Here is a 22,752-nt window from a genome sequence, read left to right as displayed (position 1 = left end):
AATAAAATATCAATGTTATGACAACATCAGTAAAAGCTAAATTCAGACCCTCGCGGGTAAAAGGGAAAACAGGAGCCGTCTATTTCCAAGTGATTCACGACCGTATGGCACGGCAAATTAGTACAGGTTACAAACTTTTCCCCGAAGAATGGAAAGATGGAGAAGTGGCACTCCCTGAACAAAATCCGGAACGCAGTTGCTATTTGTCGGAAATAGCACAGAACCTGCAGAATATGAGGAAACGAATCGAAGCGATTATCCACCGTTTGGACGAGTCGGGCAAGCTGTATTCTGCGGACGAAGTGGTGGCGGCTTACCAGTTGCCCGATGATGACGAACACTGCCTTCGCGCGTTTTCCCACAAACTGGTGGAACATCTGAAACGCACGGGAAAGCACCGCCTCGCCGAGACCTACACTTCATCCGTGAACAGTTTCCTGCGTTTCCGTGGTGAACAAGGCGACATCCGTTTGGATGAAATAGATGAAGAACTGATTAAAGAGTATGAATATTACCTGCTTGAAGATTGCGGATTGTGCAGGAATACCTCTTCGTTTTACAACCGCAACCTGCGGGCCATCTACAACCGCGCCGTGAAAAAGAAACTTACCATAGACCGACACCCCTTCGCGGAAGTCTATACCGGCGTGGACAAGACCGCCAAGCGGGCTATCCCCATCCGGACCGTCAAAGAAATCAAGGACTTGGATTTGAGCAGGGATGCCGAAATGGCGTTTGCCCGCGACCTCTACCTGATGAGCTTCGACCTGAGAGGCATCTCGTTCGTGGACTTGGCCATGCTGGAAACCGGCCAATTGAAAAATGGCTACTTGACCTATTCCCGTCAAAAGACCCGGCAGAAACTCGAAATCAAATGGGAGAAACAGATGCAGGAGATAGTTGACCGCCATCACGTGGAGGGCTCCCGCTATCTATTGCCAATCCTAAGCGAAGAAAGGGGCGACATACGGAGGCAATACCTGAATGCCCTGCACCGGATGAACGTCCAGCTGAAAAAGATTGGCAAACTCGTAAACTGCCCCATTCCGCTGACGACCTACACGGCGAGGCATTGCTGGGCCAGTGCTGCCTATCGGCTGAACATACCCACCCCGTCAATCAGCCAGGCATTGGGGCATGATTCGGAAAAGACCACACGCATCTACTTGAACTCATTGGATAACCAGGTGATTGATGATGCGAACCTGACTGTCATTCGCGCAGTCTATGCACGATAACCTACAGATTAAACAGATAAGTTAGATTGGCATAGATTTGTCCTATCTATCTTTCGTACTGCTGATTTTGCTGACAATTTCTCTGCGCACCCACTGGCTAATCATGTTTGGTGGATGCGCCAAACTGTTATTGCCTACCTTGAATGGAAAAAGGTAAAGATGAATAGAAAATGACGATTTTCAGCAAATCAAGACATCGTACACAGAATTTATGCAAGATGAGATATAAAGAAGAGTATTCTTTTGCAGATGGAGAAGGAATTTTTGTTGAGTAAAATGAACTATCTCTCTTTAAGAGATGGATTTATGCGGTGCAAAGATACAAAAAATACTATGAAATCCATAATGTGCCAAATAAAATGTGTTCAAGCTATCTCAATTTTTATGTATCTGCTTGGCAAATGTAAGCAATTTGTTGAGCAACGGTCGCTTTTTTAATCTGTAAATAGCTGATATTCAAAATTGATATCCATCGGACACATCTCTTAAAGAGAGATGTACCGAATTCGGCATCACGTACTGGTTTTAGGGTTTTAAGCCACAGCATGTCTATCCGAGAACAGGATAGCTAGAGGACAAGAAACCACTTGTGGTAGAAGTTTTCGGAAGATTGGGCTTAATATGCCAAGGGGGTATTAAAATTCTTGAATTGTTGAGCAAATCTAACCATCTCTTAGCAAGAGATATACGCAGGTGCAAAGGTATAAAAAATATCAAATAAAACAGTAAGAATGAGCAAAAAAGATTCATTTAACACCTATTTTGATGTTTGACAGAACTTGTTTTTGTCTAACAGATGTTGAGTGATGGATAATTGTGGATTTCTTTTCTGTACTGATTTACAACACCTTAATGCTTGTGATTCCAAAAGATACATCTCTTGCTAAGAGATGTACCGCATTGGAGTTGTAATGCAAACTCCACTGAATGATAGACTGACTAAGCCTGAATAGGCAAAGTATGAATAATGTGGAAATGGGTGAAACACCCGAACTTTTTGAGAAAGCATATATAACTGCTTGTGTTTCAGTAAATCGCAAACACTTGCAGGACTCAGAGAATTGCCCTTCGCTCAACAGGCGGTTGATAATCGTCATCTGACAATTTCTTTTCTTGTGAGAAGTAACCAATATAATAAGGTAGGGGTTATGGATATAACGCAGCTTACGACAGATGAAAGGCAGTGGTTCGTGATGCGCGACCTCAAACGGAGAAACGCCAAACAACCTGCCTACCTGATGTTCAAGGACAAGGGGATGGAGTTCTTTACCCCGATGGTGCATAAGCTGCTTACCATTCATGGGAAAAGAGAAGACCGGGAAGTACCGTTCATGCAAGACTTGCTTTTCGTCAAGGAAACAAAGGAAAAACTCGACATTATTGTTGAAGCCATCCCCACGCTGCAATACCGCTACAAATTAGGTGTACAGCACACTCCCATTGTAGTAAGGAACACAGATATGGAACGCTTTATCAAGGCTGTAGAAGCCACAGAAAATCCGAAATACTACCGGCCGGAGGAAATAACCCCGGATATGCTGAACCGCAAGATACGCATCATCGGAGGACAACTGGATGGCTATACCGGAACTTTGGTGACGACACGGGGTTCCAAAACAAAACGGCTCTTGGTGGAACTGCCCTTGTTATTGGCAGCGGCAGTTGACGTGGAAACAGAGTTTATACAACTGATTTAAAAACATAAATATCTGATTATGTATGATATAACATTATTCACCGTATTAATTGTGTCTGCCATATTTTTTGTATGGGCAATAGTTAAGCATGTGAAACTTTCTCGCCAAGGTGAAAAGCCTGACGATGACCCTCAGCGAAAACCTTTTCTTGATAGTAATGGCAATCACAGTTATTATGACCGAAAAATTATTCAAAAATAAATTCAATCACTGACAGCTTTAATGAACAGGTTTGGCATAGAACTCGGCAAGTTGATGGAGAATCACTTGTTGGACATTCTTTTCAATGAGAGAGCCAATTGTAATTGCATCCACCTATATCGTGCAGCCGAATATTGGGTGGCTTTTGAGCGTTCAGCTTTCAACCTATGCTGTTCCTATGCAAAATCGGTTATCAACGCAATGAAAGTATTCAAAGTGCCTTTCCCCATTGTTGTAGCCAGTGTGGAGGAAAGGGAAATACCCTTTATTGTAGGCAGCATGAAGTGTACGAAAAAAACATCTGTAGAAAGGATTTACAAGATAGCCAAACCGTCAGATAGCCGGTTGTTCCAAGAATGGCATTACCAAAATACATCGGCGTTTCATAATAGAGGCTTAGCGAAACCCTTAAATAAGAAAAATTGAAAGTATGAATACATATAGAATCTTTTACATTTTGCTAATCGTAACTAGCATAGTGACGTTGGCTTCATGCGGTTCGTCTAAGGAAGTAGTGTATTTCCAGGACTTAAAACCCGGAGAAACCGAAATCAAGTTGCCGGAAGTGAAAGCTATCACAGTCCGTCCGGAGGATAAAATTTCCATCATTGTAAACAGTCGTGACCCACAGCTTACAGACTTGTTCAACTTGCCATACGTATCCCGGCAATTGGGGCAGTCGTTAAGAACGAATGGTGTAACCGTCTCAAGTAATCAGGGTGTTTCTGCTTATACGGTAGATGCTAATGGTGAGATAGATTTCCCAGTACTCGGTAAGATGTACGTGGCCGGGATGAAACGGGAAGAAATTGCTGAATACATAAAAAATGAATTGATAAAGGAGAATTTGGTGAAAGACCCGGTTGTTACCGTAGAATTTGCTAATCTTGGTATTTCTGTGTTGGGCGAGGTAAACAGTCCCGGGCGTTTCAGTATTGACCGTGACCGCATAACCATACTTGACGCACTGAGCATGGCTGGGGATTTGACTATTTACGGTAATCGTTCCAAGGTTATGGTGCTTCGACAAGAAGGAGATGTTCAACGAGTTTATGGGCTGAACCTCACTTCTGGTGAACAAATATATACTTCGCCCGCCTATTATTTGCAACAAAATGACGTGGTTTATGTGGAACCGAATGCGGTAAAAGCCCGCCAATCTACTGTCAATGGTAACAATGTGCGTTCCACATCATTTTGGATTTCGTTGGCATCGTTGCTGACTTCAGTAGCAATTCTCATATTCAATTGATTATACCTCAATATCTCTAATTTAAATATCGTATATCGTGGCAACTCAAAACACCATAAGCTCTAAGCCTAAACAAGCAGATGATTTTATTCGCATACAAGACTTGTTCTACCTCTGTGTCAACAAATGGTATTGGTTCGTAATTTCGTTGGCAATCACAATAGGAGTGGCTATCATTTATCTTTTGACTACTCCACCGATATATACACGTTCCGCATCGCTCCTTATTAAGGAGGACTCCAAAGGAAACTCATTAGGCGACGCGGCAGGCTTAATGGGTGATTTTGACCTATTCCAAACCAATACCAACGTGAATAACGAAATACAATCGTTGCAATCTCCCGCAGTGATGCTTGATGTGGTTAAACGACTTCAACTTGATATCAGTTATTATACATACGGTGGATTTTATAAAAAAGTATTGTATGGCAGGTCTCGCCCTTATAATGTGAGTTTTAGCGATGTGCTGGACAATGAGAGCGTTGCTTTTACCATTTATCCCAGCCAAGATGGCCAAATTAAGCTGTCTGATTTTTGCCGAGACGGCGAAGATTTGGAAGGAGAAGCAACTGTTATACCGAATGATACAGTCGATACTCCCATAGGAAAACTTGTTGTAAAGGCTGCGGGCGATTCGGTAGTTTATAATGCACCCGTTTATGTATCACGTAAAGGCTATCAAGATGCTACTGCAGATTATGCCTCCAATCTTTCGGTCGCGCTGAGCGATGAGAAATCCACGGTCATCAATCTTTCATTCAAGGACGTATGCATTCAACGTGCCGAAGATGTGTTGAACATGATTATTGCTGTTTACAATGAAAACTGGATAAAGGACAAAAACCAAATCGCTGTCAGCACTTCGGCTTTCATCAGCGACCGACTCAGCGTGATTGAACAAGAACTTGGTAATGTGGACGAAAATATATCCTCTTATAAGAGCGAGCATCTGTTACCTGATGTACAGGCTGCAGCCAGCATGTATATGGAGCAGAGTAGCGAAACCAATGCGCAAATTTTAGCGTTGAATACTCAGCTTTCAATGGCAAGATATATCCGTAATTATCTCACTAACACTACCAGTAAAAACCAGTTGCTGCCAGCGAACTCTGGCATCGAAAGCCCAGGCATTGAGCAGCAGATTGCCAATTATAACACAGCACAGTTACGCCGTAATGACCTTGTTGCCAACAGTAGCGAAAAGAACCCGTTAGTTGTAGATATGGACCAATCGCTGGAGAATATGCGTCATGCCATTATCACTTCCATCGACAACCATATTACCACCCTTAACACTCAATTGCGTTCTTTACGCCAGAGCGAGCAACAAACTACGGCTCGTATTGCCGCCAATCCGACCCAAGGTAAATACCTGCTGTCTGTGGAACGCCAACAGAAAGTGAAAGAGGCACTTTACCTTTTCCTGTTGCAGAAACGAGAAGAAAACGAACTATCACAGGCGTTCACCGCCTACAACACCCGTGTCATCACGCCGCCGACCGGCAGCATGATACCTACATCTCCAGTTAAGAAAAACATAGCCTTGGTTGCATTCGCTTTTGGAATTCTTATACCCGTAGTAATTATCTTCATCCGGGAGAACATGAACACCAAGGTACGTGGTCGTAAAGATTTAGAATCACTTTCCGTACCGTTTGTCGGAGAAATACCTTTGGCTGAAAGTGGAAAGAAGAAAAAGGGTGTTCATACATCTAAAGAAATTATCATCCGCCAAGGTAAACGGGATATAGTGAACGAAGCATTCCGTGTGTTGCGCACCAATCTAGAGTTTATCCTTGATGCCAAGGAGGATAAGAACAAAGCGAGCATTACCCTGATTACATCGTTCAATCCAGGTAGTGGCAAGTCATTCTTGACCATGAATACTGCCGCCACTTTTGCCATGAAAGGAAAACGGGTATTGGTGGTAGATGGCGATTTACGCCACGGTTCAGCATCGGCATACGTTGGCACACCCAAGAAAGGTCTGAGCGACTATCTCGGCAAGCGGGAAAGTAACGTGGAAGATTTGATTGTGGAAAAAGAAAACTATCCCGGCTTGTTTGTCCTTCCTGTAGGTACTATTCCCCCCAACCCTACCGAATTGTTGGCTGAGCCACGGTTAGCAGAACTGATGGAAAAGATGCGTAGCCGCTTCAATTATATCTTTATCGACTGCCCGCCTGTGGATATTGTTGCCGACACGCAAATCATTGAGAAACTTGCCGACCGCACTGTCTTCATAGTCCGTGCAGGTCTGTTGGAACGCGATATGCTGCCTCAATTGCAAAGTGATTACGATGCAAAGCGATTTAAAAACATGGCACTTGTGTTGAACGGTACGATAGGTGGTGGCAACCGTTACGGATACCGCTATGGCTACCGTTATGGATACAAATACGGTTATCAGTACGGTTATGGCAGCAAGAGCTATTATAACAGTAAGTGATAATTGCCGGGAAAGTCAGTTGTATAAGGGAACAGCGGTCCATTAATTCTCTAACATTTAGACTTTCCCGTTTCTATAGAATATACATAGTCTCTTTCCTATGTGGCCATTTCGTAAAAAGCATACATTGGAAGACAGTGGATATTTCCTTGCCTTTACTGACTGGCACTGCCATATCCTCCCCGGAGTAGATGACGGCGTGCAATCCATGGATGAATCCCTGCAAATACTTGCCGAATATGAACGGTTGGGAGTGAAAGAAGTGTGGCTTACTCCACACATTATGGAAGATATTCCTAACACGACGGAAAAGTTACGAGAACGCTTCATCGAACTGAGAACCGCCTACCAAGGCTCTGTGATGCTTCATCTCGCTTCGGAGATTATGCTTGACAATCTTTTTGAAGAGCGATTGGAGAAGAACGACCTCCTGCCCATAGGCAAAGACGGCAGGCACCTGTTGGTAGAAACAAGTTATTTCAATCCTCCGATGGGCTTGAACAATATCCTGCTTCGTATCAAGGCAAAGGGCTATTATCCGGTGCTGGCACATCCTGAGCGATACCTATATATGAGTGAAAATGATTATCTACGTTTGAAATCTATGAATATACAGTTTCAACTCAATCTATTCTCACTTTTTGGTCTATATGGCAAAGAGGTACAGAAACGAGCCAAGACTTTGCAAAAGCAAGAAATGTACAACTACATCGGTACAGACCTCCATCGAATCATCACTCTGCAAAATGCGTTGCGCGTCAAATTATAAAAAAACACGGTGTGCATCCATTCTTATATGAAATATGCGCATACGTGAATAAAGACTATAAAAGGACGAGCTCTGCGGGATGACGGCATGGAACTGGATTGAAAACATTACAAATATCTTTTATGCAAATCAGTAAACCGACAGAGAACGATATAGCTAAAATCGATTCTCCTAAACCCATCACATTCTTAGCTTCAAATGCAGACGGTTGTGTAAGAGTTATACACATATCTTACACATCAAAGGATCTTAGCATGGTTGCTGATATTGACCTCGCAACAAATAAGGTTGCACTCTTACCCCAAGACGATGCAAGAACCTTTATTTCGGTATTCATCGGGCATAATTGTAAGATCGATGGATATAGGGAGTTGGAAACTAGCGGCTGCGATTTGTCGTTCATTGTGCATTGCGAGGAGATTGTCAAAGGTGCACTTGAACAAACGAAAGGTCCGGAGAGCTATCCCCTATACAACCTGCTGCTGCATATCCAAAGCATTCGATACAACTACGAGTATTTTCATGCAGACATAATAGCAGACGCTCAGACAATCGTCAAGAAAATTGACCAACTGTATTATGTGCATTTTGCAGCCCTTTCGGGAAACAACCGTAGCAGATGCTATTGCGGTATCACCAACAATCTTGACCGCAGGATGCAAGAGCATAGGGATAAAAACTTTGGAATATACGATGATAAAGTCTTTGCCATCGTATGCAGAAACCATAAGATTGCCGCTCAAGCAGAGTTCCTGCTAAGCGCAAATTATTCAATCAGCAAATCTTCAATTCTAAGCAATGACAACAATGACGCTTCTTCGGCTGGCAACGGAGTAGAACAAGACACCTGCATTGTCTATCTGCTGATGCCCATTCCATTTTAAGGTATATAGGAAGTGTATCAGTCCATATTTATAGTGAATAATAGTTGTATACTTATAAAGCAATCGTGGAAAAATCCCCCTCAAATTAGGATTGAACATTTTTCCATGCAACATACTAAAATTGGAACTTTTAAACAATAAAATTTTTGAACGATGAACATTTTAGTTACAGGAGGAGCCGGGTTCATTGGATCCAACCTCTGTGAATATCTACTACACAATGGGCACGATGTGGTGTGTTTGGATAACTTTTCTACAGGACACATTGAGAACCTATTACCTCTAATCAAGTCGTTTCCTAATAGTTTCAAACTAATAGTCGGTGATATCCGCAACATAAAAGACTGCCAAAAGGCAGTGGAAGGTATTGATTATGTATTACATGAAGCCGCTCTCGGTTCTGTACCTCGATCTATCAAAGACCCGATTACCACCAATGATGTTAACATCGGAGGCTTTCTCAATATGCTTGTGGCAGCGCGGGATGCAGGTGTCAAGCGTTTCGTCTTCGCCGCCAGTTCATCAACGTATGGCGACAGCATAACGTTGCCCAAAGTAGAGGATGTGATTGGTCGCCCACTCTCACCATACGCTATCACCAAGTATGTTGACGAGCTATATGCCGATGTATTTGCCCGCACTTACGGAATAGAATATATCGGTCTGAGATATTTTAATGTCTTTGGTCGTCGGCAAGACCCCAATGGTGCATACGCAGCTGTCATCCCTCTGTGGGTCAAGAAAATGATGGCACACGAAGCACCCAACATCAACGGTGATGGCGAATACAGCCGTGATTTCACCTACATCGACAATGTGATTCAAATGAATATGTTGGCACTCACTACCACCAATTCTGAGGCGGTGAACCAAATCTACAATACGGCCTACGGGGAACGCACAACGCTCAACATGCTTGCAAGCTACCTCAAAGAAATTCTTGGTGCTTTCGATCCCGAAATCTTGAAAATCGAACCAACTCACGGTCCAAACCGAGCCGGTGACATTCCTCACTCGCTCGCCAGCATAGAAAAGGCTCGCCGACTGCTTGGCTACAACCCTCAGTTCTCTATGCGACAAGGTCTAGAGCAAGCCTGCCAATGGTATTGGAATAATCTTTAATAATTAGATATATGGAAAGTACAAAAATCTGCGTAATCGGCCTCGGCTATGTTGGTCTGCCGTTGGCTCGCCTTTTCTCCACTAAGTATGAAACTATCGGCTTTGATATGAATCAAGCCCGTGTTGATGCGTTGATGGCTGGTCACGACGCCACCCTCGAAGTATCAGATGATTTACTCCAATCCGCTCTTGCCAGCGGTTTCACCTGTACCACCAATATTGAAAAAATTCGCAATTGCAACTTCTATATCGTAGCTGTTCCGACTCCCGTAGATGAAAACAATAATCCGGATTTGACACCGCTTTATGGTGCCAGCTCAACTGTTGGAAAGGTAATATCTAAAGGAGACATAGTCGTATATGAATCCACAGTTTACCCTGGTGTGACGGAAGATGAATGCATCCCTGTTGTGGAAAAAGTGAGTGGATTGAAATTCAATGAGGACTTCTTTGCCGGTTACAGCCCAGAACGTATCAACCCAGGTGATAAACTCCACACGGTAGAAAAAATCAAGAAGGTCACATCGGGTTCTACGCCTGAAATCGGCAAAAAAATAAACGAAGTATATGCTTCTGTTATTACAGCTGGTACACACCTTGCTCCGAGTATAAAAGTGGCTGAAGCTGCCAAGGTGATAGAGAACTCACAAAGGGATATCAATATTGCATTTGTAAATGAACTATCCAAGATATTCAACAAACTTGGCATCGACACGCAAGATGTTTTGGAAGCAGCTTCCACCAAGTGGAATTTTTTGCCTTTTAAGCCGGGGCTTGTGGGAGGACACTGCATCGGTGTTGACCCCTACTACCTTGCTCAATGTGCACAGCGACATGGTTACAATCCGGAAATCATTCTTGCCGGAAGAAGGATGAACGATGGCATGGGCGAATATGTTGCTACGCAAACAGTAAAGGCCATGCTCAAAAAAGGTATTCAGGTGCTTGGCTCGCACATCCTTATCTTGGGCTTCACTTTTAAAGAGAATTGCCCCGATGTGCGAAACACCAAGGTCATTGACATATATCGCTCACTGAAAGAGTACAATGTTGAAATTACGGTGTACGACCCATGGGCTAATCCTACTATCGCAAAACATGAATATGGCATTGACATCACTAACGAGTTGCCATCCGACACCTATGATGCTGCCATTCTCGCCGTTGCACATGACAGATTTAGTGAAATCAATATTGATACACTACTGAAGTCCACTCACGTCATCTTCGATGTCAAAGGATTTGTGAATAGATTGTTGATTGATGGAAGATTGTAAATATTCAATTATGATTAAAGAATTGAAATAAGACATATCTGTTGAAATCTTTATCAAGTGGAGATATGCATCGGATATTCGAAGAGATGCCGTTGTGGGGAGACTTATCCTTCCTCATCCATACGGCATTGTCATAGGAGGGAAAAGTAAAATTGGTGAGAATTGCCATATAGGTTAGCATGTAACTATTTTGGTAAATATTGGAATGCGGAGAACTACGATGCGGCAAAAATGAAACGTAAATATATATCTGATATTTCTGAAAAATGAATTTTTCACAATCCACTCTATTTAATATAGTTGCTTCAGTGGGATTACTGTTTATTAATCTTGTTATAAGTGTCATAGAAGCCAGACTCTTGGGTCCCCAAGAGATGGGGAGATATCATATATTTCTGACTACCCAAACTGTATTTAATACGGTCTTTTCATTAGGAATAGGACAGGCATGCATTTATTTCATTAATTCCTTAAAAAAGGATATGATTGTGGTGGTAACTTCATCGGTCAAGTTCTTAATTCCTTTTTCTGTGGCAGCCAGTGTATTACTGTTTATGACCTTGAACATTTTCAGCAGTTATTTTCAAGAAAAAAATCATTGGTATATTATGTTATTCTGCATAGGGACAAATGCCTTGCTGATAAACACCATACTGATGCCTGTACTACTGACCAAAATGCAAGTAGTCAAAAGGCAGATTGTAAATTACATTTCCCGTATAGTAGTTTTATTGTCCATACTGTTATTACTTTTACTTCACGTGAATTTAAGTGTTGGCCTATTGATTTCATTAGTGGGCCTTTCAAACGTGATTGCGTTATGGTTGCTTCACAGATACTTAAAGGAGTATATCCAATGGAATCTACCTATGGATAAAACGCTTATTAAAGATTTGTTTTTGTGGGGGATTAAATTATCCGGGAACAATATGGCTTCCATTATTCTAACTAGCATTCCCGTTTACTTCTTGTCATGGTTTTCGGTTGCAGACACCGGGATGGAAAACGTTGGCTTTTATACACGTTCTTCTTCTTTATTAGTGGCCGGAACTGTAGTTGCCTCTTCTATTGGCCCACTGATATATGCCAAATGGAGTACATTACAAGGAAATCAACTAAAAGGACAGGTCCAGCGTTTGTCTATTTTATTTTTTCTATTCAATGCAATCATATCCTTGTTTCTGATGATTTTTTCATCATTTATTATCATTCTTTTATATGGAGAGGAATTTAGTGCAGCCATCCCTGTATTGAAAGTATTGGCTATAACATTGGTATTCAACGGATTTAGAGAGATCTGTTATGGAGTGCTCTCATCACAAGGTGAGCCCTTAAAAATAATGAAAAATCTTACAATCGGTGCGTTAATAATGGCACTTGTAGCATGGTTTGTCATACCCGGATTTGGTGTTGTGGGATGTGCCTATGTGACACTGACGGTTACCGCTTTTACATCCATATTGCTGATGTTAGATGTTTGTTCCATATCCAATGTAAACATGACCGATTTCTTTCATCTTCCTAACAAAGCAGAAATTAAAAGTATCGTAAACAGTATAATTACTCGCAAATGATAGTAGATAAATTCAGATTTGCATTTTCTAATGCCTTTAGAATGCAGACGTTGATAGACAACAAACTGACAGTGTTTGCCTTACAGCAGAAAGCATTGTACAGTCATGAGAATGGAACTACCGAATCTTTATGTGTCGACAAACCCATTGTAGTTTCACTCACCACATACGGCAAAAAAATACATGAAGTATATTTGGTCGTGGAAAGTATTTTTCAACAAACAGTGAAGGCTAACAAGATAGTGTTGTGGCTGTCAGAAAAAGACTTTTCTCTCGAAACCTTACCTATTGTTTTGAAACGCCAAATGGAAAGAGGTCTTGAAATACGTTTATGTAAGGATGTACGCTCCTATACTAAGGTTATTTATGCTTTTAAAGAATATGCGGGTTGCCATGTAATTTCTGTTGATGATGATTTGGTGTACCCTTTTGATATGATTGAGCAATTTGTGGAGGCTTATCAAAAAAATCAACGAAGAGTATATTTCAACAAAGGACATAAAATGCTTCTACATAAGTCAAAAAAAAGCATGTTGCCTTATATAGAATGGTGTAGAGCTGGAGAAGCGCAAGGCTCATCCCTGTTTTACCTACCATTAGGCGTATATGGCATATTTTATCCCGATGGCATCATGAAGCAAGAAGTCTTGAATGAAAAAGTGTTCTTGGATATCTGTCCGACAGCAGACGATGTATGGTTTAAGGCTATGACTTTGATGAACAGAATAGAGTGTGCATCTGTGGACAAAGGTGGAGACTATATGAATAATTTCATTTCGATAGAACTCAATCGCGAAAAGTCTTTAGCCAGAACAAATGTCGACCTGGGAGCCAATGACTCGCAGATTCAAAAAGTTTTTGACCGCTATAATTTATTTGACATACTGAATGAAGAAATATGTGGTTAAGGTGCTCACAGGGAATGAGCATGGAGGGGCAGCCAACTCTTCTGAATGGTTAATTGATGGGATAATTGAGAAACATAGACCATCGTTGGACTTTCATATCATAATGTTGTGTGATGGCGATTTTGCTAAAAAAATAGCATCTAAACATCCTGAACAGACAACCGTGTTCCCCCTGTCAACGCCACCGATAATTGGCCAGGGCGGAATAGCAAAACGTATGTGGCATACGTTTTTATTATTGATTTGGATGATCAAAGCCTTTTGGGGATTGAAACGTGTGCTTAGACTACATATACCCGACCTTATTCATACAACGAACAATTATGCTGTGTTTGTATGTAGTATTCATAGATTGTTTTATGCTATCCCTGTAGCGACTCATTGGCGATGCATAGGTGGTATCAAGAACAAATTAGACAAATGGTTGATTTCACATGTGGATTCCATATATTGCATTAGCGGTGCCGTGCGTGACTCCCTTCCTTCCGAATGGCATAAGAAATGCACAATCATTTATAATGGATGCCATGTTCGTCAACTTATTAACGAAGGACGCAACTATGCTGGAAAGCTGAGAGATCAACTAAAAATAAGCCAACAGACTTATTTATTCGGCACAATAGGGACTTTTAGCACTGTAAAATGTCACGAGCTCTTAATTGAAAGCAGTAAATTATTGCATAAATCTTGTCCGAATTTAAATTTTAAGTGTGTTTTAATTGGATCTTGCCCTAATAATGCCTGCGAAAGATATTTGGAAAGGATGAAAGAAAAAATTCACCGATATGACTTGGGCAATTATGTAATTATTATTCCAGACAATGAGATTTCTCCACATCCATCCACCTTAATATCCGATATGGATGTTTTCGTGGGATCCACGTGGTTAGGAGGAAAAGGTGAAGGCTTTGGACTAGTTTATGTAGAAGCGTTGTCGCAAGGTGTGCCTGTCATTGCTATATCAGTTGGAGCTGCACCTGAGATTATTACTCCCGAAGTGGGAATTTTGGCTTCAGATAATTCTGTGGAATCACATGCTGCGTTATTAGAAAAGTTGTCTAATACAAAGGTTCGAAACCGTTTCAACCGCGATTATATCCGTCAATATGCGTATCGTTTCGATATATCACAAACAGTGAATGGCATTTTAACTCAATACGGAGTATGATAGAAAAGATTCTATATGGCATCATACTTTGCGTGTTCCCTGTTGTATTCCTTTATCCACAAGGATTGTTATATGGTACATACTTGAACTATGCCTATGTATTATTATGTGCCATATTGTTATATACATTGCGAACGGGATACGTTGAAAGTTTTTCATTTGAATTTTACAAAAGGCTGTTTATTCTGAATCTATTTGCCAACAGCATTGCACTTTTACTGACTAAGATTAATGTAATGCAATTCATCAGCGGGAATGCATCAATATTATGTGCTACTTGTTTGAATTTTATAGTAGCAGCAATTCCGAAAGAGAAAGAAGATATTTTAAAGAAAGTGATTCAAATAACCATTATTGCGGTGCTTCTTTTAATAATACTTGATGGGATTTGGAAACCCTCATGGATGTATCCACTTTACTATTTCAAAGGGTCAACTAATCTTGAGGTTTTATTTACTTTTCACCATAGAGCCATAGGGCCCTTGCTCTCGCCTGCTATGGCTGGTTTCTTTTGTGTTACAATAATCGTTTATAGTTTTGTTTACTTGGCTTATCATAAATGGTGGTCTTTGTCATACATAGCTTTATTTATATTTTCGTCCTTAGGACTTCTTTTAACAGCAAGTAGAACTTCTATGTTAGCATTAGCCATTATGTTCCTTTTTACCTTTGTTTTTTATAGGGTAAGAAAAAAGGTGAGTATTATATGTCTGTGCACAGCTGTAATTGTTGCAATAAGCTTATCTGATTTATCCTTTTTGAATGATATTGTTCAAAATTTGACCTATCGCGAGACACAGATATCAAATGGTGTATTTGAAGATACTGGAAGAATGGCTGCTATAATTTCTGCTTTGCAGAATAAATTCGATGCCCGTTGTTTATTATGGGGAATTGGCTCAGCAGAATACAGCACTGTGGAAGGATCTTCTTTTTCATTGGCACACAATGGTTTATTATCAATTTTCTTGCCTTTTGGTGTAGCTGGTATATATCTACATTATAAATTGTACAAACATTATTTGATTTTCAGGGATAAAGAATATTTGGAAGATACATATCCGTTGTTTGTTTCTTTGTGGATAGTCACGTTGGTGGGAACATTTTTATCAGCAGATATGCCTATTTCTTACTTCTCTGTTTGTATTCAAGCCATATTATTGGCACTTGCAGACAGGTATATTTCAACAGATAATGTAAAATAATTATGGAATTGGTTTTCGCTTGCGAAGGACATTTTACGAAAAATGCCCAAGGTGAGTATTACAGTTTGGATGGAGGATTCTCCAATCGTTTGTGGAGCAGATACTTATCTGTCTTTACTAAGCTATATGTCATAGCACGCGTAAAAGAGGATAAAAATTATGTAGGCAAGGAGATTTTGCGTGCTGATAATCCTAAAGTTTCTTTTATTGATTTGCCTAATTATGTAGGCCCTTTACAGTTTTTTAAAGTAAGGGGAAAAATCATGCGAATCTTAAATAAAGAAGCTGTTCCCGGAAGAGCTTACCTCTGTCGTTTACCAGGAGAAATAGGAGGAATGGTTATTTCTGTATTAAATCAACGACACATCCCTTACAGTTGTGAAGTAGTGGGGGATCCGTGGGATGTTTTTGCTCCAGATGGAGTTCAGCATCCTTTTAGAATTTATTTCCGTTATGCAGGAAGGCGGAAGTTAAAAAAGCAGGTGTCCGGGGCTTCATGCGTTCTATATGTAACAAAATATACTTTACAAAAACGCTACCCTTGTTCGCCAAATGTATTTTCTACAAATGCTTCCAATGTATTCCTTTTAAAAAATAGCTTTGCAGATGAGTTCAAGCACCTTATCGAGAAAGAACACTACCGGCTTATTTCCATAGGTTCGTTGGAACAAATGTATAAATCGCCGGATGTGGTAATCAAAGCAATGAACATATTAAAGAAGCGAGGGTTAAAATGCTATTTGTCATGGTTGGGCGATGGAAAATATAAAGAACAAATGAAATCCTTGGCTAAGGAATTGAATGTTGAAGATAACATTTGTTTTCATGGAAATGTTACAGCGGAAGAAGTTAAAAAACAATTGCAAGCTTCAGATCTCTTTTTATTGGTATCCAAAACGGAAGGTTTGCCGCGTGCTATGATAGAGGCTATGGCGCAGGGTATGCCATGTATCGGATCTAAGGTTGGGGGAATTCCCGAATTGCTCGAAGATACTGCATTGGTGCCCAAAGGAGATGCGGAGGCTCTTGCAGAAAAAGTTAGTTATATGCTCACGCACTTATCGTTTACAAACCAACAGGCCAAACGTAATTGGCTGGAAGCAGCAAACTATGAGAACAGCTTGTTAGATCTAAAAAGGAAAGAATTCTACAATGCAATAATACAATCACTGTTATGAGATCTTTACATTTGGTCAAAACATCCTATGGCGCAAATTGGGCTTATCGGGTAATGAGGGATTTGGTCGAACTCGGAGAAAATGTACATGTGGCTATGCCTATAGATGGCCCATTAGTTCCATTATATAAAGAAGCGGGTATAATTGTTCACGAGTTGGATTATTCCTTGTCTAATGCTTTTCGAACTATTCGAAAAATACGAGAGATAGTAAAGGAAGTAGCACCGGAGATTATACACAGCCATTTTGTAATAACAACCTTGTTAATGAGATTAGCATTGCATAATAATAAGATTCCACGTGTTTTTGAAGTTCCAGGCCCTCTTCATTTGGAACATTTCATTTACCGTCAGGCAGATATATTAACAGCTCAAAAAGGGATTGATTTTTGGATACCTACTTGTCGTTGGTCATACGATACATATAAAAAATGCGGAATAGATGAAAATCGGCTTTTTTTAACTTATTATGGAAGTGATTTGTCGAACAAGAAATACACGAAAGGGAAACTACGCAAGGAATTAAACCTAAAAGAGGATGACATTATCGTGGGGATGGTAGCCTATATGTATGCTCCAAAACGCTTTTTAGGTGAAAAAAGAGGTTTAAAAGGGCATGAGGATTTGATTGATGCCATCTCTTTGCTACAAGATAAATATCCTAATATACATCTTGTAATAGTAGGTGGGGCATGGAACGGGGCTATGAATTATGAAAATGAAGTGGTTGCTTATGGGCAAAAACGTTGTAAACAAATACATTTTTTAGGTACTCGCAATGATGTTCCGGAATTGTATCAAGATTTTAACATGGTTGTTCACCCTTCACATTCTGAAAATTTAGGTGGTGCAGCAGAATCATTATGTCTAGGGATACCGACCATAGCAACTTCTGTAGGTGGATTCCCTGATATTGTGATACCAGAAAAGACAGGCTTTCTGGTTCCTCCCTATAGTCCGAAAGCTATTGCGGACGCTATTGAACAGGTGATATATCATCCTGATAAGGCAAAACTATTGGCGCATAATGGACAGGCTTTTGTAAAAGAAATGCTAAATTCGAAAAACACCTCAAAGGCTGTTTTTTCTTTTTATCGTGAGATTTTAGATCAATAAGTTCCCGTAGAATATCGTTTTAGCAGAATATCATTTGTCATGTACAAACATTGTCTAAAGCGGGTTTTTGATTTTTGCATCACATCACTCGCGATTGTTATACTTTCACCACTATTGGTAGTTATTGCCTTTTGGCTACACTTCGCCAACAAAAGTGATGGTGTTTTTTTCATTCAAGAACGTCCTGGTAAGGGCGGTAAGCTATTCAAAGTCATCAAGTTCAAGACCATGACGAACGAGCGGGATGCGGATGGGAATCTGTTGCCTGACGAACAACGCCTTACGAAAGTAGGCCGCTTTGTCCGTTCCACGTCTTTGGATGAGTTGCCTCAGCTGATCAACGTGTTGAAAGGCGACATGGCCTTGATTGGACCACGTCCTCTGCTTCCTCAATATCTGTCATTGTACAGCAAAGAACAGGCTCGCAGACACGAAGTACGTCCGGGGATCACAGGTTGGGCGCAATGCCACGGGCGGAACGCCATCAGCTGGAGCAAGAAGTTTGAATTGGACGTGTGGTATGTAGACCATTGTTCTTTTCTGTTAGATCTGAAAATCATCTTATTAACTATAAAGAAGGTATTGGTTCGGGAAGGCATTTCTTCGGAAACGTCTGCTACGATGGAACCTTTTACCGGAAATAACTGATTCGCATATGTATTTATATGGAGCAAGCGGTCATGCCAAAGTAATCATTGACATCTTGGAAACATCCGGTGTACGTGTGGACGGCCTGATAGATGACAATCCGAATATCAACCAACTACAGGGGTATCCGGTGCGGCATACATTTACTGGAGAATCACCTTTCATCATAAGCATCGGCAACAACAAGATTCGGAAACAGGTGGCGGAAAGATTGCAGACTTCCTATGGAAAAGCCATCCATTCGTCAGCCATTCTCTCTCCGACTGCAAAGATTGGAGATGGAACCGTGGTCATGCAAGGAGCCATAATTCAAGCGGATGCAAAAATTGGAAAGCATTGCATTATCAATACCGGTGCTTCCGTGGATCATGAATGCGTCATCGGAGATTATGTGCATGTTTCCCCACACGCAACGCTTTGCGGAAATGTCCATGTCGGGGAAGGAAGCTGGATAGGTGCGGGCACAACCGTCATTCCGAACTTAAGTATCGGCAAGTGGTGCATAATAGGAGCCGGTTCCGTTATCACGGAAGACATACCTGACCACGTCTTGGCATTTGGCAATCCTTGCAGAATTATCCGTTACTTGGAATAAAATTCTGGTGCGGGCAAGACTATTATCTTAAGCTTGACGACTTTTTGTAAGTAATCAATTTTATCTGAAAAATATATCGGCATTTGATTGTTTTCAAATGCCCACACAACTGTATACTATAAAAATCATTTGATATGGCAAACAAACGTATCTATTTGTGCCTTGCCCATATGAGCGGTAAGGAACAGGCTTTCATTCAGGAAGCTTTTGATACCAATTGGGTAGTTCCCCTTGGTCCCAATGTAAATGGCTTTGAGGAAGACTTGGAAAGATTTGTAAATCGAAAAGGAAATTCTGATGGTAAATCACTGAGCAAGAAAGTAGTAGCCCTATCTGCTGGCACGGCGGCTGTACATTTGGCTTTAATCGCTTGTGGCGTAAAAGCCGGAGATGAAGTATTGGTGCAAACCTTTACTTTCTGTGCTTCGGCTCATCCGGTCTCGTACTTGGGGGCCACACCGGTTTTTGTGGATTCAGAACCGTTAACCTGGAACATGAATCCTAAACTTTTGGAAAAGGCGATAGTTGACCGAATGGCAGTCACGGGAAAGAAGCCCAAAGCGATTGTGCCCGTGTACCTGTATGGTATGCCTGCCATGATAAAGGAAATTTGCGAGGTGGCTGACAAATATGACATCCCAGTCATTGAAGATGCTGCCGAAGGATTTGGCAGTCGGTATGACGGACAAGTCTGCGGAACCTTTGGACGATATGGCATCCTTTCATTCAACGGAAACAAGATGATCACCACCTCCGGCGGCGGCGCATTGATATGCCCGGACGAAGAATCAAAAAAGAAAATTATGTTCTATGCTACCCAGGCGCGGGAGGCTTATCCTTACTATCAGCATGAGGAGATAGGCTATAATTACCGGATGTCCAACATCTGTGCCGGCATAGGGCGAGGTCAAATGACCATTCTTGATGAACACATTGCCCACCATAAGCATGTACAGGCTTTGTACAAGGAACAGCTCAAGGAGGTAAACGGAATCACGATTCATGAAAATCCTTCCCCTCGTTTTGACAGCAATTACTGGCTAAGCACCATCCTACTTGACCCAGACCTCCGTGTAAAAGGCGAGGAACATGCTTATGAAACCACTGTGCAAGGAGCAGTGGGAGGTGCTGCCGGTGTGACCCATGCAGCTTCCAATCCCCACACGGATTGCGAGCCAAATAGGAATGTAGAAGCCATGCGCATAGCCTTGGATGCGGCAGGGATAGAATCCCGACCGCTGTGGAAGCCAATGCACCTGCAACCCGTGTACAAGCAGAATCCGTGTTATACGGATGGAACCTCCGAGCGTTTGTTCAAGAGGGGATTGTGCCTGCCAGCCGGACCCTACGTCACCGACCAAGACGTGATGTACATTGTAGAAACGATTAAAAACAGTATCCAATAAAAACAGATGATCCAATGATTTCAAGCCTTTCTAATTGGTATTTTTCCAAGAGGGCACTTCCGTTTTGGGTCATTCTCATTTTGGATTGCCTGATTGTGCTGGGCGCAGACTTTTTCGTCTATGCGCTCAACAACGGAACATTGCATACCCTTCAGCATTTTAGCCTTTTGCTGGGAGCATTTTGCTTTTACCTCCTCTTCTATATTATTGGTTTTCGGTTGTTTCATACCTATTCGGGAATCATCCGTTACTCCTCCTTTGTGGATTTGCAGCGGACAGGATTTGCCATGCTGACGGGACTGGTATTGATCATGGGGATGAAATATGTGCTCCATTCAGACCGCTGGCTCATGGAAATACGCATGAGGGATATCGGACTTGCTGCCCTGCTGGCTACCACGCTGATGTGGGCCATGCGTGTCCTGGTGAAATTCCTGTATGATTCCGCTTTCCACCAGAAGCAGGCCAAACGTGTCTTCATCTATGGGGTGAAAGCCGGTGGTGTGGGATTGGCCAAAAGCATCCGTAACCAGGATGCATCCGCATTTATCCTTGCCGGATTTGTGTCGGATGAATCTGATATGACCAGCCGATACCTGATGGGTGTACGGGTGTATCCGAACGATGAGAATCTGGTGAAAGAAATGAAACGGCTTCATGCCAAAATTTTGCTGGTATCTCCGCTGAAAAACGATGCCATCCGGAATAATCCCAATATGGTCAGCCGATTAGTGTCAGCAGGCATCAAAATACATATGACGGCCGGCATACAAGAATGGGACGGGAAAAGCGACCTGAGTCACACACAGTTGAAGGAAGTAGAAATAGAGGATTTACTACCCCGTGAGAAAATAGAAATCAATCTTGATTCGGTGAAGGAATTGCTGACAGACAAAGTTATCTTGATAACAGGTGCCGCAGGAAGCATCGGCAGTGAGATTGTACGGCAGGTGGCGCAGTTTAATCCGCGTAGACTCATTCTTATAGACCAAGCCGAAACCCCCTTGCATGACATCCGACTAATGATGGCCAAACAATGGCCGAATATAGAATCGCAGACCATCGTCAGTGACATTTGCATGAAGGAACGGATGGAGGAAATCTTTGCAGAAAGCCGACCGGATTATGTATTTCATGCAGCGGCTTACAAGCATGTACCCATGATGGAAAACAATCCGGGTGAGAGCATCCGTAACAATGTGGACGGTACACGAATCATCGCCGACTTGTCCGTCAAGTATGGGGTGAAGAAGTTTGTCATGGTATCTACCGACAAAGCTGTGAACCCGACAAATGTAATGGGATGCTCCAAGCGCATCTGCGAAATTTATGTGCAGAGTCTGGACAAGGCTATCAAAGATGGCAAAGTGAAAGGAATCACTCAATTCGTAACCACGCGTTTCGGGAACGTGCTGGGTTCAAACGGCTCGGTAATCCCTTTGTTCAAGGAGCAAATCAAGCATGGAGGTCCTGTGACCGTTACGCATAAGGATATCGTCCGGTATTTCATGTTGATACCCGAAGCCTGCAAATTAGTGTTGGAAGCGGGCACCATGGGAAATGGTGGTGAAATCTTTGTGTTCGACATGGGAAATCCTGTAAAAATTATCGACTTGGCCAAACGGATGATCCAGCTAAGCGGAGCCAAGAATGTAGAGATACAAATCACAGGCCTGCGCGATGGCGAAAAGCTTTATGAAGAGGTGTTGAACGAGAAGGAAAATACGAGACCCACGTTCCATCCCAAGATAAAAATCGCCACTGTGCGAGAGTATGATTACGAAGATACCTGTCGGCAAGTGAATGACATGGTGAAAGCCAGCGTGATGGAAAGCGACATGGAAATCGTGAAACGAATGAAAGACATGGTACCGGAATTCAAGAGTCAACATTCCATTTATGAGATGCTTGATAAATAAGACCATAGTATCATTTCGCATTAAAATTATATTTACGTCAAAGATTGTACCAATAACGGTGGGCTAGGAACAAAAATACAAAGCTCTAAGCCAATGATTTTAAATGATAGGGGGGCTTATAAAATTATCAATTTCATTGGTGACACG

20 protein-coding genes are annotated in these 22,752 nt (G+C 41.8%); all 20 read left to right on the top strand.

Annotation, left to right across the window (positions count from 1 at the left end; translation table 11 throughout):
* The first annotated feature begins 17 nt into the window (after positions 1-17).
* The gene (locus tag C233_RS0102175; RefSeq protein WP_018665842.1) at positions 18-1,238 is read left to right on the top strand and encodes a tyrosine-type recombinase/integrase; all 1,221 of its coding nucleotides are present in this window, start codon (positions 18-20) and stop codon (positions 1,236-1,238) included.
* A gap of 1,148 nt (positions 1,239-2,386) precedes the next feature.
* Positions 2,387-2,935 (top strand): UpxY family transcription antiterminator, encoded by a 549-nt coding sequence (locus C233_RS0102165; protein ID WP_018665840.1) that lies wholly within the window; start codon positions 2,387-2,389, stop codon positions 2,933-2,935.
* 18 nt (positions 2,936-2,953) lie between these two features.
* On the top strand, positions 2,954-3,136 hold the full coding sequence (locus C233_RS0102160; protein ID WP_018665839.1) for a hypothetical protein: 183 nt from the start codon (positions 2,954-2,956) through the stop codon (positions 3,134-3,136).
* A gap of 201 nt (positions 3,137-3,337) precedes the next feature.
* Positions 3,338-3,562, top strand: a complete 225-nt coding sequence (locus C233_RS24730) for a hypothetical protein (protein WP_244149049.1) — start codon at positions 3,338-3,340, stop codon at positions 3,560-3,562.
* Between the two features lie 4 nt (positions 3,563-3,566).
* On the top strand, positions 3,567-4,388 hold the full coding sequence (locus C233_RS0102150; protein ID WP_018665837.1) for a polysaccharide biosynthesis/export family protein: 822 nt from the start codon (positions 3,567-3,569) through the stop codon (positions 4,386-4,388).
* A gap of 37 nt (positions 4,389-4,425) precedes the next feature.
* Positions 4,426-6,837 (top strand): GumC family protein, encoded by a 2,412-nt coding sequence (locus C233_RS0102145; RefSeq protein ID WP_026314696.1) that lies wholly within the window; start codon positions 4,426-4,428, stop codon positions 6,835-6,837.
* Positions 6,838-6,937: 100 nt separating this feature from the next.
* Positions 6,938-7,606, top strand: a complete 669-nt coding sequence (locus C233_RS0102140) for a tyrosine-protein phosphatase (protein ID WP_018665835.1) — start codon at positions 6,938-6,940, stop codon at positions 7,604-7,606.
* A 98-nt stretch (positions 7,607-7,704) separates the two neighbouring features.
* The gene (locus C233_RS0102135) at positions 7,705-8,490 is read left to right on the top strand and encodes a hypothetical protein (protein ID WP_241217391.1); all 786 of its coding nucleotides are present in this window, start codon (positions 7,705-7,707) and stop codon (positions 8,488-8,490) included.
* 153 nt (positions 8,491-8,643) lie between these two features.
* Positions 8,644-9,612: an SDR family oxidoreductase gene (locus C233_RS0102130; protein WP_018665833.1), complete on the top strand. Its 969-nt coding sequence runs from the start codon at positions 8,644-8,646 to the stop codon at positions 9,610-9,612.
* Positions 9,613-9,623: 11 nt separating this feature from the next.
* Positions 9,624-10,889: a nucleotide sugar dehydrogenase gene (locus tag C233_RS0102125; protein WP_018665832.1), complete on the top strand. Its 1,266-nt coding sequence runs from the start codon at positions 9,624-9,626 to the stop codon at positions 10,887-10,889.
* A gap of 266 nt (positions 10,890-11,155) precedes the next feature.
* Positions 11,156-12,463, top strand: coding sequence for an oligosaccharide flippase family protein (locus C233_RS0102120; protein ID WP_018665831.1), 1,308 nt, complete (start codon positions 11,156-11,158; stop codon positions 12,461-12,463).
* Positions 12,460-13,371, top strand: coding sequence for a hypothetical protein (locus C233_RS22150; RefSeq protein ID WP_018665830.1), 912 nt, complete (start codon positions 12,460-12,462; stop codon positions 13,369-13,371). Before C233_RS0102120 ends, C233_RS22150 begins: the two co-directional genes overlap by 4 nt.
* The gene (locus C233_RS0102110) at positions 13,352-14,539 is read left to right on the top strand and encodes a glycosyltransferase (protein ID WP_018665829.1); all 1,188 of its coding nucleotides are present in this window, start codon (positions 13,352-13,354) and stop codon (positions 14,537-14,539) included. The genes C233_RS22150 and C233_RS0102110 overlap by 20 nt, the downstream gene beginning before the upstream one ends.
* Complete coding sequence (locus C233_RS0102105; RefSeq protein WP_018665828.1) at positions 14,536-15,744, top strand: O-antigen ligase family protein; 1,209 nt, start codon at positions 14,536-14,538, stop codon at positions 15,742-15,744. The genes C233_RS0102110 and C233_RS0102105 overlap by 4 nt, the downstream gene beginning before the upstream one ends.
* 2 nt (positions 15,745-15,746) lie before the next feature.
* The gene (locus C233_RS0102100; RefSeq protein WP_018665827.1) at positions 15,747-16,922 is read left to right on the top strand and encodes a glycosyltransferase; all 1,176 of its coding nucleotides are present in this window, start codon (positions 15,747-15,749) and stop codon (positions 16,920-16,922) included.
* Positions 16,919-18,037, top strand: a complete 1,119-nt coding sequence (locus C233_RS0102095) for a glycosyltransferase family 4 protein (protein WP_018665826.1) — start codon at positions 16,919-16,921, stop codon at positions 18,035-18,037. The genes C233_RS0102100 and C233_RS0102095 overlap by 4 nt, the downstream gene beginning before the upstream one ends.
* Before the next feature lie 39 nt (positions 18,038-18,076).
* Positions 18,077-18,685, top strand: a complete 609-nt coding sequence (locus C233_RS0102090) for a sugar transferase (RefSeq protein ID WP_018665825.1) — start codon at positions 18,077-18,079, stop codon at positions 18,683-18,685.
* A gap of 7 nt (positions 18,686-18,692) precedes the next feature.
* Positions 18,693-19,280, top strand: coding sequence for an acetyltransferase (locus C233_RS0102085; RefSeq protein ID WP_018665824.1), 588 nt, complete (start codon positions 18,693-18,695; stop codon positions 19,278-19,280).
* A 134-nt stretch (positions 19,281-19,414) separates the two neighbouring features.
* Positions 19,415-20,686, top strand: coding sequence for a DegT/DnrJ/EryC1/StrS family aminotransferase (locus C233_RS0102080; protein ID WP_018665823.1), 1,272 nt, complete (start codon positions 19,415-19,417; stop codon positions 20,684-20,686).
* Positions 20,687-20,700: 14 nt separating this feature from the next.
* On the top strand, positions 20,701-22,605 hold the full coding sequence (locus C233_RS0102075; protein WP_025068579.1) for a polysaccharide biosynthesis protein: 1,905 nt from the start codon (positions 20,701-20,703) through the stop codon (positions 22,603-22,605).
* Positions 22,606-22,752 lie beyond the last annotated feature (147 nt).

Source organism: Bacteroides gallinarum DSM 18171 = JCM 13658, from assembly GCF_000374365.1.
Classification (GTDB): Bacteria; Bacteroidota; Bacteroidia; order Bacteroidales; family Bacteroidaceae; genus Bacteroides; species Bacteroides gallinarum.
This window is presented reverse-complemented; position numbering and strand designations above follow the sequence as displayed.